We start from the raw sequence: 15,367 nt of genomic DNA on the forward strand, positions 1-15,367 counted from the left end.
AGTACAATGAATCCCTTTCAATTTAACAATCCTACCAAAATCCTTTTTGGACGTGGGCAAGTAGAAGAAATCAAAAATGAAATTCCAACCTATGGACGGCGTGTTTTGCTTCTATACGGGGGAGGAAGTATTAAAAAGAATGGGCTGTACGATCAAGTTATTAAAGCCCTGTCTGAAATTACAGATGTCTATGTGGAGGAACTGAGCGGAGTGGAACCCAATCCGCGGTTAACAACGGTGAATAAGGGAATCAACCTTATAAAAGAAAATAATTTGAATTTTATCCTAGCTGTGGGTGGAGGAAGCGTAATTGATTGTGCAAAAGCCATCTCTGCAGGCGTCTACTACGATGGTGATGTGTGGGATATTGTAACGAATAAAGTAACAGCAAAAAAAGCCGTTCCTATCGGCACCGTGTTGACCATCTCTGCGACAGGATCAGAAGCGAACAGCGGTTCGGTCATTACCAACTGGGAAGAGAAGGATAAACGTTTTTTTGTCTCCGATCATACTTTCCCTAAATTCAGTGTCCTGGATCCGGAAAACACTTTTTCAGTGCCCAAAAACCAAACGGTTTACGGCATGGTAGACATAATGTCCCATGTTTTCGAACAATACTTTCATGCTTCATCCAATGCCCCGTTGCAAGAACGGGTCGGTGAATCCATCCTACAGACGACAATGGAAGTTGCGCCCAATTTGATAAATGATCTCCATAATTATGATTACCGTGAGGTCATCATGCTCAACGGAACTTTTGCTTTAAATGGCATTCTATCCATGGGTGTTCATACGGATTGGGCGACCCATACGATCGAGCATGCGGTCTCAGCCGTTCATGACATTCCTCATGGCGGCGGATTAGCAATCTTGTTCCCTGTTTGGATGGAGTTTGTCGCTTCCAAAAATCCGGAAAAAGTGGCTCAATTAGGGGTTCGCGTGTTTGGAATTGAAGCTGAAAACAAAAAAAATTCTGACGTGGCGGTAGAGACGATTCGAAAATTACGTGAGTTCTGGAGTTCGCTCGGAGCGCCTGAGAAACTTTCCGATTATGGAATCGACGGTACAGAAATCGATTTAATGGTTGAAAGAACAATGATCACCGAAACCATTGGAAGTTATGTCCCTTTAAATAAAAAAGATGTGGAGACCATTTTAAGAAAATCATTATAGTCAATCAACGAAAGAAGGGAGATCATAGAAAATGAGCGCTATTTCGATTGCAGCTATTCTTCAAGCAAAACCGGTGAAAGAACAGCTGCTGCATCAATAGTTGGTAAAATTGGTTTCATCTTCCGGATTGATGAAAGATGCATAAAGTACATCCTTCATCAATCTATAGAAAATAATGCAGTTTTTGTGTTTTATGAAATCTGGAAAGATGAGGAGTCTATAAACATCCATATTCAAAAAGACCATTATAAGCAATTTCTAGGTAATACAGAGGATCTTATCGAGTCAAGGCAAACACATCGATTGCACGAAATTAATTGATCTGGATGGATAAAAGGAAAACATAAAAAGGTTCTAAGCGAAATTATGCTTTGGTATTATCCCCTTCAAGTAGACACTCAAAAAAGTCCACATGTATCATGAGAATGGAGTAAACTTGGAGGAGGAAGATAGCTACACCACCGTTTCAGCCCGATTGGAAATTTGGAGCAAGACCCAGCTTCAGGAGTGGGTAAAGAAGAGTATAAGGCTGGCGAGGTCTACGACACTCGTAAGGGAAGCAGATGTGAACTGGTTCAACCACCAGCGCATCCATGGCACACCGAGATACCTCACGCCAGTAGAGGCCAGAAAGATCCCTTCATAATAGTTGTCCAGTTTTCTGTTGACAATCCAAACCTCTGTTCCATATTATCTAAGACGTTTAATTACTATGAAGACGCATGACAACATTGTTATGTGTTTTCTTATATAGAAACTCGAAATGTGAGCTCAACTATGTGTAGGGGGGCTGCATACAAAGTAAAAAAGTATCAATTATTACTATATAAATTATAATTTGTCTCAATAATAATTAAAGAATGTCTCAATTATAAAATGTAATAAAGACTTTATAATATTGAAAAGGAATCTCATTACTAAATTGATAGGTTGTTTTGCAGTGATTGGAAAAGCTTCTACTTCGCCTAATCTAAACAAATTTTCTCCGTCATTAGAGCCATGAAGAGAAAACGAAAGAATAAAAGCTCTAGAAGATGGCTGGGACAATAGATATCATTGATCGTTTTGCCTTCGTCTAATTTGAAGATGATTTCTCCGCCTTTGTTGTTTAAGCTGCTTTCCCAATGGAGATTATCATCAACTAAAACATTTTTAGGGGAAGTGTTTTTGGAATCTCCGTTTGTCGAAAATGTTGTTTTATACTATTTATATGAAACTCTCAATGAATGTATTTCTTATCATGAAATTCATACTAGTACACAATGGCATAAAAGAATGAGCAATAATCAAACCTTAAGCAACTTGCCGTCAAATGTCCACTTGAACGGCTTGGCTAGATGGGTGTTATAGTAAACGATAAACTGAGCGATGCGCTCTTCAAGCGCCTCTTTGGACGAGAAGCTGGATCGCTTGTTCAGTAAGCGACGAACCAAAATAGAAAACCAACACTCAATTTGGTTTAACCATGAACAATGCTTGGGCGTATACACAAACCGAATGAGATGGGCGAGGTTTTCCAGGAACGCTTTGCGCGTGGCCAAGCTTTTCAGGATGCCTGACTTTCCCTTTACGCCGATGGTCTCTTCGTCCAGCCCCAGCTTGCCCCGATCGATGACGAAGCGAACCAACGATTCGGATTGATGGGTGTTCAATTGATCCGTAATAAAGATATGTTGGTGCTCCGGATGCAGCAGAACGACTTCACGAACATGCTGCACAAAATCCAATTCCGTACGCGTCGGCTGAATGAGCGGCGACTCGATCTGCCCGGTAACCACATGTCGGGAGGCGATGAGACCGGAAGTGCCGTGGCGCTCATATTCGAACTCCCGACGCTCCACTTTTCCGGGAACCATCGGCAATGCCTCATGCTTATGCGACAACGCTTGAATGCCTGTCATTTCGTCAGTGGAGTGCACATGGATGCCGTTTTCGTACAAGGCTGGAGCGGCTTCGTACACTTCGCACACCTGATGGACTTCCTGATGGAACGAGGCTTCATCCGTGATGTTCGGATTCAGCCAGTACCGGCTTTGATTCGGTTTCAAATCCCTCTCTTTTTAAGAAGCACCCCACTTGACGGGATGAGATGGATGGCACAATTTGTTGGTTCACCACTTCACGCGCCAACGCAGACGGCGTCCAATGCGAAAGCAGGATGCCGAAATGTTCCGGTTTCTCGCAAGCGGTCTTGATGATGTGAGCGACTTGTTCAGGCGTGAATTTGGTCGGCTTGCCGGGTCTGGCAGCATCCTGTAACGTCGCCTTGATCGCCGATCGCAACTGCCGGGCGTTCTCTTGTTCGATGCGATCCAATTCCGGTTTGGCGGCGATCCAGCGTGCGCGCCACTTCGCGGCGGTATTGCGTTCGGTACGTCTTTCTCCAAAGGACAGCAGGATCGTAGATCGCTGGATCAAGTGCAATGGACTGTGGCTGCCGTTTCTCAAGGACTCCAGAATCTGTTTTTGCTTTTCGGTAAAGGCTACCATGTGTTTTTCTCGTTTAGCCATGTGTTGTATTCTCCCGTTCCTGTCGGATATTATTTCCAACATAACGGATTTGTTCGATGACGTCTACCCATGCTTAAATATTAATGCCATTGTGTACTAGCCATAAAAATCTAGCCCGCCCGGTTATCGTTTACCAGTAGCAAATACTCTTCTCGGCCACTATGAATCAATACCTGCGTCACAGACCGGGTCGGGTCTATTTCAATATACCGATCTGCCTCAATATCCTTGGCATCCCAATGATTGAGCCGAACAATGTAGCCGATTCGCTGTACATTAAGGGCCACCTGAATACGCGCTACCGCACGACCATCCTCCAATTCGTGTAATTCTACATGCCCGTCCCGGCACCCAGTCCCCCATACCCATACATTCCAGCCGGAATACTGCCGATCTGCACGCTCATAGATCAATTCAATCGTGCGAAAAGAAGCAGTTTCGCCTTTTGCGATTTCCTGATCCATTTTCTTATCCGAACCTTCCGCTCCATTCTCCACCTTCCCGGTATCCTGATCCTGTTCAGTCGAAGAGGAGACTTGAGCTGGTTCCTCCTGATCATACAGCACCATCATTGACCAGCGCGAAACAGTCACACGATGGCCTGCTACTTCATATCGTATCTCGTTTCCGGCTCCATGTGCATCCACGACGACATGCCAGCGGTCCGATTCTGCAGGCAGTAAGAGCGTTTGCTCCGTATCCGAACCGTTATAAATGACCACAATATGATTCCAGGCGTCCCCGTTAGCATGATGCCTCAGCGCAAAAGCAACCACACGTCCGCTGCTGTGCAGCACCTCCATATGCTGCTCCACCAACTCACGATGATCCATCCGGAACGCCGGGTGACTGCGCCGCAAAGCGATTAACCCTTGATAGTAGTCAAACACGGGGCGAAACCTTGCTTTGTTGGCCCAACGTATGGCATTCACCGCATCCGCGCTGCGATAGCTGTTATGATCCCCGTATTTGGAGCGCAGCAGTTCATCACCTGCATGGATAAAAGGAATGCCCTGGGAGGTCAGCACTATGCCGTTTGCCAGTAAGGACTTTCGTACGGTTTCATCCTCCAGCAAGTCTGTTACATCCACTTCCCGATACGGATCGGCTTCAGCAACCGCTTGCTCGGCTTTTCTCCCATCTTTGGGTTTTCCCTGCTCCCATTGCGGAAAACCGCAGTACTCCCGTAAGCCTCTCACGGTTATAATTTTATCCCACAGATTGAGATTATCATGCGCTGTCACATAATTAATGCTCTCCGAAGGGTGGGCTGTAAAATCATGAATAGCGCCAAAAGTGCCTTTAAGCACCTGTTCTTCCTGATTCCATGCTCCCGTAGCAAAGCCGCTCCCGGTACCGTCGCTATCCCCCTTAATAGCAGAGCGGTAGTTGTCGTTAAAAACGGCAAAGCCCTTGTCACGCTGCGTTCCTTTTAACGTAAGCAAAGGCTGCGGGGACTCTCCCCCCGTCCAAGGCTCACCATAGATCAGCAGATCAGGACGCACCTCAGCGCGCAGCTCTTGTGTAAGCTGTTCCACTGTTGGTGTATCCATCAGCCCCATCAAATCAAAGCGAAAGCCGTCTATATGATATTCCTTAGCCCAATAACGCAACGAATCCTTGATATACTTGCGAACCATTGGACGTTCGGTTGCCACCTCATTACCTACACCTGACCCGTTGGTAAGCTGTCCCTGCTCATCTGTTCGGTAATAATAACCGGGTACGACAGGCTCAAACGGTCCCTTTTCCACCGAATAAGTATGGTTGTACACGACGTCCAGAATGACACCGATGCCGGCAGAATGCAAAGAATGCACCAGCTGCTTCAGCTCACGTATACGTGCCTCCGGATCAGCCGGATTTGAAGAATACGATCCCTCCGGTACATTATAGTGCTGTGGATCATAGCCCCAATTATATTCGGTTTCGAGTTCCGCCAAATCATTCACCGTATGGAAATCAGCGACCGGGAGCAAATGAACATGTGTAATGCCCAGCTCCAGCAAATGATCCAGCCCGATGCTGTTGCCCGCTCCATCCTTTAAACCCGAATACGTGAAGGCCGCAAACCTCCCCTTTACGGCAGACAGGTCTTTTTCACTCGCATTAAAATGTCTATCCATTGAAAAATCACGTACATGAAGCTCATAGATAACGGCATCCGTGGCCCGCTCAAGTGTAGGACCCATGTCCTCTTCCCATCCGTCCGGGTTGGTTTGCGCCAAATCAATGATCACCGTACGCTGCCCGTTGGCTGACACCGCTGTCGCGTAAGGGTCAACGACATAATGAACGGTGCTGTCCGCCCACTCCAGCCTGTACATGTAATAATGGCCGTTCCAGTCGCCTTCCAGCGCTATGGACCATACACCTCGATCATCACGGCTCATCAGAAATTCCCGGCCGCCGCCATGCTCCTGAACGATCCCTTCCTGATCGTACACCCCCGCGTCGTCATACAGCGCCACATGCACCTGCTGCGCAGTTGGCGCCCACACCTTAAACAGACTGCCCGCAGATGTATAAGTAAGCCCCAAATCATAGCCTTCATATGTGGGATATGTTGTGTGCTCAAGCTGTTTGAAATCAGACATTCCTGTTCACCACCCATTTCTGTACATCGGCTTCCGCCTCTGTTCATCCATCATTTATGATGTTTATGACTTGTCAATATACCTCAGGCTTTAAGCAAAATTCTCACCTCATAGGCTATCAAAATATGACAAGTTTGAAAAGTCGGATGATTTTCAATACGGATGCTGCTTCCATTTCACACGCACACTCCATTTTATGACAAAACCATGAACAGGCTACAGCATTCGCCCTCAAGGCATGGCAATATTCCCTTGATCTTATCTCAGGACAGTCTGCGTTTATCCATTTGAAAAATATCATCGGCAAGCCGCATGGTGGAGCTTCGGTGCGAAACAAGGACAATGGTTTTGTCCTGCTGCTGTTCCTTTAACGATTTTAAAATAATGGCTTCGTTCAGGCTGTCCGGTGGAGAGCGTCAGCGGCATAAAATCAGCTTACGAGTCACTTGTCCGGCCCATGCCTGCTCCAAAACATAGGACATGGACAACACAGCGGCTATACTTCCTAAAAGACCGATCCACTGTACCAGCACACCCCATAGGATATATTTTCGAGAATGTTCTACCAGACCGAGCAGACGGCTGTTGACCAATTTAGACCTTTTTTTCGTCATAGGGGCCGCTTCGGATGAAGATGGAGTTTTCGCCGCAGTTACCTCTCAGTGTTCCGATTCGGAATATAAAAAAAATAATATTTAAACAATATAACCATAGCAATAAGCGTTTTTCCCCATATCGTGGGGGTGAACATAAATCCCGTTATAAGCATAGCTGACGCCAAACCCAATGATATGATTTTCGTAGACAATTTCAATGATCTGGTTTGGACAAAGCTTTCCAGATGCTTATGGTATAAAGAGGTGTTCGAAAACCATTGGTGAAGCCTTTCAGACCCCCGCATAAAACAAAAAGTCGCCAGTAGCAAAAACGGCGTAGTCGGCAGCAGCGGCACCACCACGCCAATAACTCCAAGCGCCAAAAAAAGAAACCCTAAGGTAACATATATCGGTTTCACTGTATTCCTCCCTATAGATAAAATAACAAATATCACTTTGTGGATAATGATAATCATTACCAATATAAAATATTCAGGACAGGTTGTTATGTGATGTAAATCACGCACATGAAAAAACCTCTTGAAGCACATCGCTACAGAACACTTAGTGTTGATGTAGAATGTTTTGTCTTCAAGAGGTTTAATCAAAAACATTGCGCGTTATTCCGTTGTTTTATGAATTTATAATATCATATTGCTCCAAAACCTGCCGGTGCAGCGGGTGTTCTGCGGGTATGGATGTATAACGCGTCAGCGCCACACTCAGTCCTTCGCTGCGGATCACCTGCTGAAGCTCGGCTGCCTCAGGGTCTTCCGCAATATCAAATTTACAGGCAGCAGCCATTCCTAACGCCAGATAATCCGTCGGGATGCCATACTCCTGCGCTTGCAGCGCGGGACGTACAAGGCGGTCATTAGGAGACAGCTTGCGCAGCGGTGAACGTCCGACTCGAATAACCTCGTCGGTCAGATTAGGATTGCGGAAGCGATCCAAGATTTTGGAGATGTACTTCTTATGCTCTCCTTGATCCAAACCGAAGCGCTTCACAAGCACCGCTCCTGTTTCCTCCAGTGTCCCTTGTATCGGATCAACCACCTTATGATCCTTCATGGCCTCCTGAATCGTAGCATAACCTGCGGTATAACCAAGATAAGCCGCCACGCAATGCCCCGTATTCACCGTGAACAGCTTGCGTTCAATATAAGGCTCCAAATCCTGCACGTAAAGGATTCCTTCAATTTCGTTATGGTCAGGAGCCATTTGCGAACGATCCACAACCCACTCATAAAAAGGCTCTACCTGCACATGCAACGGGTCCTCATGATGCTGGATTGGTACAATCCGGTCTACAGCAGCATTTGGAAAATACACCGAAGCCTCTGCCTTGACACGGGTCGCCTCATCCAATAGTGCAAAAACATGCTCTTTCAGTTGGGCGCTACCCCCGATTGCATTTTCGCAGGCGATCACATGCAGCGGCTTTGCCCCCCGCTCTACCCGCCGCTTGATTCCCTCCGCGATGCCTGCTGCAATATGCTTGAGGATACTGACACCCACTGCGGTCGTTACCAGATCAGCGTGATCTACCGCATCCGCTACAGCCACTGCATCTTTGCCGTCAATCGCCGTTACATTCGTGACTGTCTCCGTATCCTTTGTATCATTGGCTAACTCTACCGTGTATTGTCTACGACGGCGCAACTCGGATACAAGGGTATCGTTGACATCCGAAAAGACAACCTCATAGCCTGCACGCGACAGAATCAATCCGATAAAGCCGCGACCGATATTGCCTGCTCCAAAGTGAACGGCTCTCATAGCTCCATCTCACTTTCAAACAGATCAATAATTTCCTGAGGACTCACCGCGTTACGAAGTTTGTCCATGTTTTCTTCCTCCGCACACACCATAGCGATACTCGTCAAAATCTCCATATGATCTCCGCCTTGTGCTGCGATGCCGATCACCATATATGCTTTTTCTTCCCCAAAATCTACACCTTGCGGGAACTGAATGATTGAGATGCCTGTAGATTGAATTAACGTCTTGGACTCCTTCGTGCCATGTGGAATAGCCAACCCGTTCCCGACATAAGTGGACACGATCTCCTCGCGTTCAAGCATCTTGTCAATGTACTCACTTGTAATATGTCCCGCATCCAGCAGGATTTGTCCAGCCATGCGAATCGCCTCATATTTGTCTTTGGCGGTTGCGTCCATTTTTACTTTATCTATCGTCATTATGCTCACGGTAGGTTCCTCCCCGTTCCTAATTTACTGTGAAAAAATTCAGCCAGCTCACTCGATATATAATTGACAATATGCTCCCGGCTACCATGCTCCAGCAGCGTAACCATGTCTTCCCGCAATAGTAATGCACTAATCTCGCTTAATACCTCCAAGCTCTCTCTCGGCAGCTCACGAGGTCCCAACATCAGCAGCACGCATTCTGCCTGTTCACCTGCATCCGTCAGCAGCGGCTCTGCCAGCTTATACAAGGTAAGCGAAGGCTGGCGAATATAGTGGCTGCGCGTATGAACTAGAGCTATGGAGGTATCAGGGATAACCTGACTGCCTTGGCGCTCTCTTTCCATGAGTTGTGCAGCAACGGCAGAAGGCTCTGTGACATTCCCTCGTCCCGCCTCCAGCATGCATATGGCTTGTACGGTAGCCTGCATATCCATCTCTTGATTTTCAAGTGGATATACTTGAAATTGCTGTACAATGTGTACAATTTCCTCGAGACTTTTCCGTAGACCCGTAAGCCATTCCATGCCCTGGCCGGGCTCAATAGCCTGTTCCTGCTGATGATTATTGGGATGCTTGAGTGTAATATGCTGGATAAAGTTACGCAGGCGCTCACTCTCCTCCTGCGTCAGCAGCGGGCTGATCTTGAGATACCGATCCGGTTCAAGCGGCAGCTCCACTGTCGAAATGATCAGATCATAATCCTCCTTAGGAATTCGCGCCGCCTCGAACCATGAGGCTCTATCCACGATTTTGATCTGTGGCAGCTCCTTAGCCAGTCTTGTTGCCAAAAGTCTGGATGATCCAATGCCGCTTGTGCAGACAACGATGGCCCGTACCTCCCGCCGCAACTGTCGCAATCGCCCCAGCGAAGCGCCGAAATGCATGACGAGAAATCCGATCTCTTCATCCGGTACTTCCATTTCAGTCATGTCTGCCGCTGCCCTTTTCACCGAGTCGAACAAGCTGCCGTAATCCTTGCGGATTTGCTGAAGGAGGGGGTTACGGATCGACCTGCCTTCCCTCAGACGTTTGAGTACCGGAGCCATATGGGCAATCAGCCCTTCACGCAGAACGCGATCCTCTGCCAATGGCGTGCCTGTCTCTCCCTCCACACGACGAATCAACTCATGAACCGATTCCAGCAATACCAGATCATCCAGCGGCAGCAGCCGGGTGGAATGATCCTCGGCATCACGGAACAGCAGCCTCAAATAAGATTGCTCCGGTTCTGGAAAGTCCATATCCAGCTCCTCTGACAATTCCGTACATATACGTTCCACCATAGCTGTGCGCAGCATGATATTCTCATCCGAATCTGTTTTCGAATACGAGAGACGATGATCCACAACGTACCCGAGTCGCAGACGTGCCAGCGAAACACAAATTTGAATCAGCAGTTCCATATATTTGCTTTCCACCATGTTTTTCAGCCATTTATCATGGGGCTGCCAGAGGGCATTTTCCACGGTCAGCAGGTTCTCTCTACCAATCATCTCTAACAACTTGTCAGCGACATGTGTCACAGGACGAAGCTCCTCTCGGCTGGAGAACAGATCCGATTCATCCAAATATTCGAGAGCGAGCTCGGAAATCGCCCGTCTTTTGTCCGTCTCCCAGCCTGTAATCTCGACACCGTATCCACGTCTGCGCACAAGCACGAGTCCCCGTTCCCCGATCCAGCCTTGCAATTCGTCCAGATCATGGCTGACCGTAGTGACCGTGACCTTCAAATCAGCAGCCAGCGCCAGCAGCTTGATCGGCTCCGGTGTATCCAGCAGCATACAGAGAACCACGATCTTTCTTTCTTCAGCCGAATATTCGTCCGACTTCGTATGCATCAATTGCTCCCGCAGATATACAAGCTGAGTTGGGTCAGCATCCACATAGATACCGATCCCTGATTTTTTCTCCAGCTTTACCTCATGAACCGCCAGCCAATGCTCGACTGCGCTGAGTTCCCGGTGAACCGTTCTTGTGCTGACATTGATCTGCGCGGCAATTTCCCCGGCCGTAACCTCTTTGGACTGCTCCAGCAGATACTCCACAATGTCACGTTGTCGTTTCGTAATATTCATAAGCGCTACCGTTCCTTCCCAAGCTCATCCCTTCAACAGGGAATACAAACAACTGCATACAGGCGGCCTGACTATTACGGGGATTAAGAATCGGATTTCAAACGTTCCACCAGCGCTTCGTACTCAGGGCTTTTCAGGAAATTGTCAATCGAAATGTGCTCGGCATTCGGGGCTACCGTTTTAGCCCGGTCTGTCAACGTTTTTTGCGTAATGACAATATCCGCATCCTGTGGAATTTCACTGATTGCCGTGTTCGTTACTGTAACGCCCACACCCGCCTGCTTCATTTTTTTACGTAAAATCGAGGCGCCCATAGCGCTTGAACCCATACCTGCATCACAGGAAAAGACGATCTTATTAATTTCTCCCTTATCCTTAAACGTTCGCTCTGCGGCAATCTCGGCAGCACGATCAGACTCGCTGTTACCTTCCGTTACAGTGGCGTTCGCACTTGCACCCTTGCTTTGATTTTTCATATCTTTCAGGCGGGATGCAGCTTCCTCCAGCCCCTCTTCTTTTTGCTTGCCTGTCTTGAGCAGTACTGCAGCAACAGCAAAGGATACGACCGCAGCAGCTATTACACCACTCAGCATTGGCAAATATCCGCCTTTGGGTGTCATCAGGAAATAAGCGATGATACTGCCCGGTGAAGGAGCAGCAACCAGTCCGGCACCTGTCAACATGAAACAGAAGGTTCCTACAACGCCCCCTGCGATAGCAGCCAGAATCAGAATCGGCTTCATCAAAATGTAAGGGAAATAAATTTCATGAATCCCGCCGAAAAAATGAATGATTACTGCACCAGGAGCCGACGACTTCGCTGAGCCTTTACCGAACAGACAGTATGCCAGCAAAATACCGAGCCCCGGTCCAGGGTTGGATTCAAGCATGAACAAAACGGATTTGCCTGATCTTGAAGCCTCCTCCAGCGCAATCGGGCTCAATACTCCGTGATTCAATGCATTGTTAAGAAATAGCACTTTTCCGGGCTCAATAATGAGGTTGACGAGCGGCAAAAGCCCTGCATTCACGAGGAACTGCACCCCTGCTGACAACACCTGACTGATAATTTGTACAAACGGGCCGATTGCCACATGGGCAAGCAGTCCTAGAATGGCACCGATAATCCCGGCTGAGAAATTATTGACCAGCATTTCAAAACCTGATCTGACTTTACCTTCAATAGCCTGATCGAACTTCTTCAATATCCATGCAGCCAGCGGACCAGCTACCATCGCGCCCAGGAACATCGGAATGTCTGCTCCCACAATGACACCCATCGTCATAATGGCTCCGATCACACCTCCACGCTGTCCATGAATCATGGTGCCGCCTGTGTAACCAATCAGCAGCGGCAGCAAATAATTTTTCATCGGATCAACCAGCTGGGCAAAACCCTCGTTCGGGAACCATCCGGTCGGAATAAAGAGTGCCGTGATCAACCCCCACGCGATAAAGGCCCCCATATTGGGCATAACCATCCCGCTGAGAAAACGGCCAAAACGTTGTACGGCGACGCGAGCGCCTCCGTTTGAATTGGACTTTGCGTCCATTGTGCTCATATTCATATCCTCCTTATGAGTAACTAGCATCACTACCTTTGCTCAAAATTTATACTAAATGACAGCGCTATCTTCATCAACGAAATGAAAACGTACTTTCGTCATGAACGTTGATGACAACATTTAAATTTAAAATAACCGTGAAGATAATATACCTGCATAATTCTTCTTAATATGGCCTGTAACTATAGAAATTAGTCGGAATACCATGCTCTCAACTGTACAATTCTGATACGGGGACAATCCTCTAAAAAGGGGAAAAACACGTAATTACGCTTGCCTAAAAAGACAAAAAAATAGCCGCAATGTCAAATCATCGCGACTATTTTATACAAAAACGAGCGGACAAACGACGCTATAATTCCATACTACATTGCACTATTCATGACTCATCGGCAGTCAATTTCTTGTACTCATCGGCAGTCAATAGCTTGCCCAAAGCTTCCTCCACATCGCTACCGATCTCCACCTCGATCATCCAGCCTTTTTCATAAGGAGATTCGTTCACCAGCTCTGGCGTGCTTTCCAGCGCTTCATTTAACCTCAAAACAGTTCCCGTCACTGGAGCAAAAAGATCGGATACCGTCTTTACCGATTCAATTGTACCAATCTCTGCTCCCTGAGCAATCGCTGCTCCCTCCGCAGGTAATTCGACAAAAACAATATCACCCAGTTGATGCTGTGCAAAGTCTGTAATACCCATCCGTACTGTTCCAGCTTCTGTGCGCTCAACCCACTCATGTTCCTCCGTATACCAAAGCTGCTGTTTCACTTCACTCATCCTGTTCCGCCTCACTTCCAAATGAATTAGATCGCTTCTGCTCATTTATCTAGACAGGTTAAGATTATGATAATAAGAACACTCATGTCAATAATACTAACAAAAATACTTCACATCATTTCAGGTAGCGCTCTATATGAAAATATGATAAGGTATAACAAACGCTTACATATCCTTATTTATGCATAAAATGTTTTTTGGATTGATTTTCATGACATTTTTATTGACATTTTGAATGAATTTGCGTATTAATGGGTTATAACAAATGCTTTTGGAAACATCCCGACAACTGCAAACGCGGATGAACGCGGAGGGAGAGACTACCAAGATTCGCATAGCTGTTGCCACTTGCAGGACAGTGGTACACGCGAATCGGATCAAGTTGTTATCTGTATGACCTGGTAACAACAATGGTTTTCAAAGGTAGCGCCGAAGGAGTAAACCTGCACCAGGTGAATCTCTCAGGCAAAAGGACCTCTGCCGGACGCATCTCTGGAGAGCATTCGCCATGAAGCGGATCACCCAAGAGGAAACCTGGTACACGCCGGGGTAACTTTCAGGTATCAAGGACAGAGCTGAAAAAAGAGTATGGACCACTGTTCATACGTTTTTTTCGGCCTGTCTTTTTTGTTTAGCCGATCACACCGGATAGGAGTGGAAAAATGACTAACTTGTGCAAAACACCGCTGTATTCGTCATATGGGACGCTGCCCGGGGTCCGTTGTATTGACTTTGGAGGCTGGGAGCTTCCCGTACAGTTTAGCGGTATCCAAAAGGAGCATGAGGCCGTCCGGCAACATGCGGGGTTATTCGATGTATCGCATATGGGCGAGTTTTTGGTTGAAGGCAAAGAAGCCCAAGCTTTTCTGCAACGGGTAACGACGAACGATGTCAGCCAGTTGGAACCGGGCCAGGCCCAATACTCACTCCTCTGTTACCCCGACGGGGGTGTGGTAGACGATCTGCTTGTTTACTGCAAAGGGCCGGAGCGTTACATGCTCGTTGTGAATGCCTCCAACATCGACAAGGATTGGGATTGGCTTATTCGCCACGTGCCTGCATCCGTTCAACTGGAAAATGTATCAGATGCTATCGCATTGCTGGCGTTGCAAGGTCCGGAAGCAGCACGTATTATCGCGGCTGTGACAGATCCGGACATAACAAATCTGGCCTCCTTCCGATTCCGTGAGAACGTGCAGCTGTTCGGAGTGAAAGCACTTGTCTCCCGCACCGGTTATACGGGGGAAGATGGTTTTGAAATGTATATACCTGCAGCGGAAGCTCCGGCTGTATGGGAAGGTTTGCTTTGTTCGGGTGAATCGTATGGTCTGATTCCCGCCGGGCTTGGTGCCCGGGATACACTGCGCTTTGAGGCACGGCTGCCGCTGTACGGACAGGAGCTATCTGCTACGATTTCACCGCTTGAGGCTGGCTTAGGCTTTTTCGTCAAGCTGGGCAAGGGTGATTTTATCGGCAGAGAAGCGCTGCAACGCCAAAAAGAGCAAGGTATCCCTCGCAAGCTGATTGGACTGGAATTGCTGGATCGCGGTATCCCGCGCGCTCATTACCCGGTATTCGCGGAAGGACAGCAAATCGGCGAGGTTACAACGGGAACCCAGTCGCCAACCTTAAAGCGCAATTTGGGTCTGGCTCTGGTCGACAGCCGTTTTAGCGCTCTATCCACACCACTGGAGGTCGAGATCCGTGGCAAACGCCTGCGCGCCGAGGTGGTAGCAGCACCTTTTTATAAACGTTCACGTTGATTTAAGCACTCTTCATTTTTATATAGCGAACATGCCAGATATGAACTTCTGGATTTTCCAGTTCACGATTATTTATTAGCCAATTTATGTTTTAAATTT

The 15,367-nt window shown here is 47.5% G+C and carries 14 protein-coding genes and 2 riboswitches; of the genes, 4 read left to right on the plus strand and 10 right to left on the minus strand.

The window, feature by feature from the left end; all coding sequences use genetic code 11:
* Positions 1–6: 6 nt before the first annotated feature.
* The 3 genes from GCU48_RS03780 (at position 7) to GCU48_RS03790 (ending at position 1,819) form a co-directional block, all read left to right on the plus strand.
* On the plus strand, positions 7–1,173 hold the full coding sequence (locus GCU48_RS03780; RefSeq protein WP_152379112.1) for an iron-containing alcohol dehydrogenase: 1,167 nt from the start codon (positions 7–9) through the stop codon (positions 1,171–1,173).
* A gap of 186 nt (positions 1,174–1,359) precedes the next feature.
* Entirely contained in the window at positions 1,360–1,494 is a 135-nt protein-coding gene (locus tag GCU48_RS29060; RefSeq protein WP_425280859.1) for a putative quinol monooxygenase, read from the plus strand.
* 115 nt (positions 1,495–1,609) lie between these two features.
* On the plus strand, positions 1,610–1,819 hold the full coding sequence (locus GCU48_RS03790) for a hypothetical protein (RefSeq protein WP_152379113.1): 210 nt from the start codon (positions 1,610–1,612) through the stop codon (positions 1,817–1,819).
* Between the two features lie 640 nt (positions 1,820–2,459).
* Here GCU48_RS03790 and GCU48_RS27665 read toward each other — a convergent pair.
* The 10 genes from GCU48_RS27665 to gcvH all read right to left on the minus strand — a co-directional run bounded on the left by GCU48_RS27665 (position 2,460) and on the right by gcvH (position 13,505).
* Positions 2,460–3,221 (minus strand): transposase, encoded by a 762-nt coding sequence (locus GCU48_RS27665; RefSeq protein ID WP_208811944.1) that lies wholly within the window; start codon positions 3,219–3,221, stop codon positions 2,460–2,462.
* Positions 3,172–3,684 carry a helix-turn-helix domain-containing protein gene (locus GCU48_RS03805; RefSeq protein WP_167518642.1) on the minus strand — a complete coding sequence of 171 codons (513 nt, stop codon included), beginning with the start codon at positions 3,682–3,684 and terminating at the stop codon, positions 3,172–3,174. Before GCU48_RS03805 ends, GCU48_RS27665 begins: the two co-directional genes overlap by 50 nt.
* A gap of 110 nt (positions 3,685–3,794) precedes the next feature.
* A complete protein-coding gene (gene pulA, locus GCU48_RS03810; protein WP_152379115.1) occupies positions 3,795–6,281 on the minus strand; it encodes a type I pullulanase in 2,487 nt (828 codons plus the stop codon).
* 416 nt (positions 6,282–6,697) lie between these two features.
* Entirely contained in the window at positions 6,698–6,895 is a 198-nt protein-coding gene (locus tag GCU48_RS27670) for a hypothetical protein (protein WP_244316070.1), read from the minus strand.
* Between the two features lie 38 nt (positions 6,896–6,933).
* Positions 6,934–7,491, minus strand: coding sequence for a YbaN family protein (locus GCU48_RS27675; RefSeq protein ID WP_341874657.1), 558 nt, complete (start codon positions 7,489–7,491; stop codon positions 6,934–6,936).
* Between the two features lie 19 nt (positions 7,492–7,510).
* A complete protein-coding gene (locus GCU48_RS03820; RefSeq protein ID WP_152379116.1) occupies positions 7,511–8,656 on the minus strand; it encodes a mannitol-1-phosphate 5-dehydrogenase in 1,146 nt (381 codons plus the stop codon).
* Complete coding sequence (locus tag GCU48_RS03825) at positions 8,653–9,087, minus strand: PTS mannitol transporter subunit IIA (protein ID WP_152379117.1); 435 nt, start codon at positions 9,085–9,087, stop codon at positions 8,653–8,655. The genes GCU48_RS03820 and GCU48_RS03825 overlap by 4 nt, the downstream gene beginning before the upstream one ends.
* Positions 9,084–11,162 carry a BglG family transcription antiterminator gene (locus tag GCU48_RS03830; RefSeq protein WP_152379118.1) on the minus strand — a complete coding sequence of 693 codons (2,079 nt, stop codon included), beginning with the start codon at positions 11,160–11,162 and terminating at the stop codon, positions 9,084–9,086. The genes GCU48_RS03825 and GCU48_RS03830 overlap by 4 nt, the downstream gene beginning before the upstream one ends.
* 83 nt (positions 11,163–11,245) lie before the next feature.
* Positions 11,246–12,724 carry a PTS mannitol transporter subunit IIBC gene (locus GCU48_RS03835; protein WP_152379119.1) on the minus strand — a complete coding sequence of 493 codons (1,479 nt, stop codon included), beginning with the start codon at positions 12,722–12,724 and terminating at the stop codon, positions 11,246–11,248.
* Positions 12,725–13,106: 382 nt separating this feature from the next.
* Positions 13,107–13,505 (minus strand): glycine cleavage system protein GcvH, encoded by a 399-nt coding sequence (gene gcvH / locus GCU48_RS03840; protein WP_152379120.1) that lies wholly within the window; start codon positions 13,503–13,505, stop codon positions 13,107–13,109.
* 301 nt (positions 13,506–13,806) lie between these two features.
* Positions 13,807–13,992, plus strand: a riboswitch (glycine riboswitch).
* Positions 13,993–14,088, plus strand: a riboswitch (glycine riboswitch).
* A 79-nt stretch (positions 14,089–14,167) separates the two neighbouring features.
* On the opposite strand from gcvH, the gene gcvT reads away from it, so the two are divergent.
* Positions 14,168–15,268 (plus strand): glycine cleavage system aminomethyltransferase GcvT, encoded by a 1,101-nt coding sequence (gene gcvT / locus GCU48_RS03845; RefSeq protein WP_152379121.1) that lies wholly within the window; start codon positions 14,168–14,170, stop codon positions 15,266–15,268.
* Positions 15,269–15,367: the final 99 nt, after the last annotated feature.

Source organism: Paenibacillus brasilensis, assembly GCF_009363115.1.
In the GTDB taxonomy this organism is placed as follows: Bacteria; Bacillota; Bacilli; order Paenibacillales; family Paenibacillaceae; genus Paenibacillus; species Paenibacillus brasilensis.

What these genes read in the sequence shown, in the direction of transcription:
- GCU48_RS03780 (WP_152379112.1), top strand. Translation starts at nt 7, where the DNA reads ATGAATCCCTTTCAATTTAACAATCCTACCAAAATCCTTTTTGGACGT.
- GCU48_RS03805 (WP_167518642.1), bottom strand. Translation starts at nt 3,684, where the DNA reads ATGGCTAAACGAGAAAAACACATGGTAGCCTTTACCGAAAAGCAAAAA.
- pulA (WP_152379115.1), bottom strand. Translation starts at nt 6,281, where the DNA reads ATGTCTGATTTCAAACAGCTTGAGCACACAACATATCCCACATATGAA.
- GCU48_RS27670 (WP_244316070.1), bottom strand. Translation starts at nt 6,895, where the DNA reads ATGACGAAAAAAAGGTCTAAATTGGTCAACAGCCGTCTGCTCGGTCTG.
- GCU48_RS27675 (WP_341874657.1), bottom strand. Translation starts at nt 7,491, where the DNA reads ATGTTTTTGATTAAACCTCTTGAAGACAAAACATTCTACATCAACACT.
- GCU48_RS03820 (WP_152379116.1), bottom strand. Translation starts at nt 8,656, where the DNA reads ATGAGAGCCGTTCACTTTGGAGCAGGCAATATCGGTCGCGGCTTTATC.
- GCU48_RS03830 (WP_152379118.1), bottom strand. Translation starts at nt 11,162, where the DNA reads ATGAATATTACGAAACGACAACGTGACATTGTGGAGTATCTGCTGGAG.
- GCU48_RS03835 (WP_152379119.1), bottom strand. Translation starts at nt 12,724, where the DNA reads ATGAGCACAATGGACGCAAAGTCCAATTCAAACGGAGGCGCTCGCGTC.
- gcvH (WP_152379120.1), bottom strand. Translation starts at nt 13,505, where the DNA reads ATGAGTGAAGTGAAACAGCAGCTTTGGTATACGGAGGAACATGAGTGG.
- gcvT (WP_152379121.1), top strand. Translation starts at nt 14,168, where the DNA reads ATGACTAACTTGTGCAAAACACCGCTGTATTCGTCATATGGGACGCTG.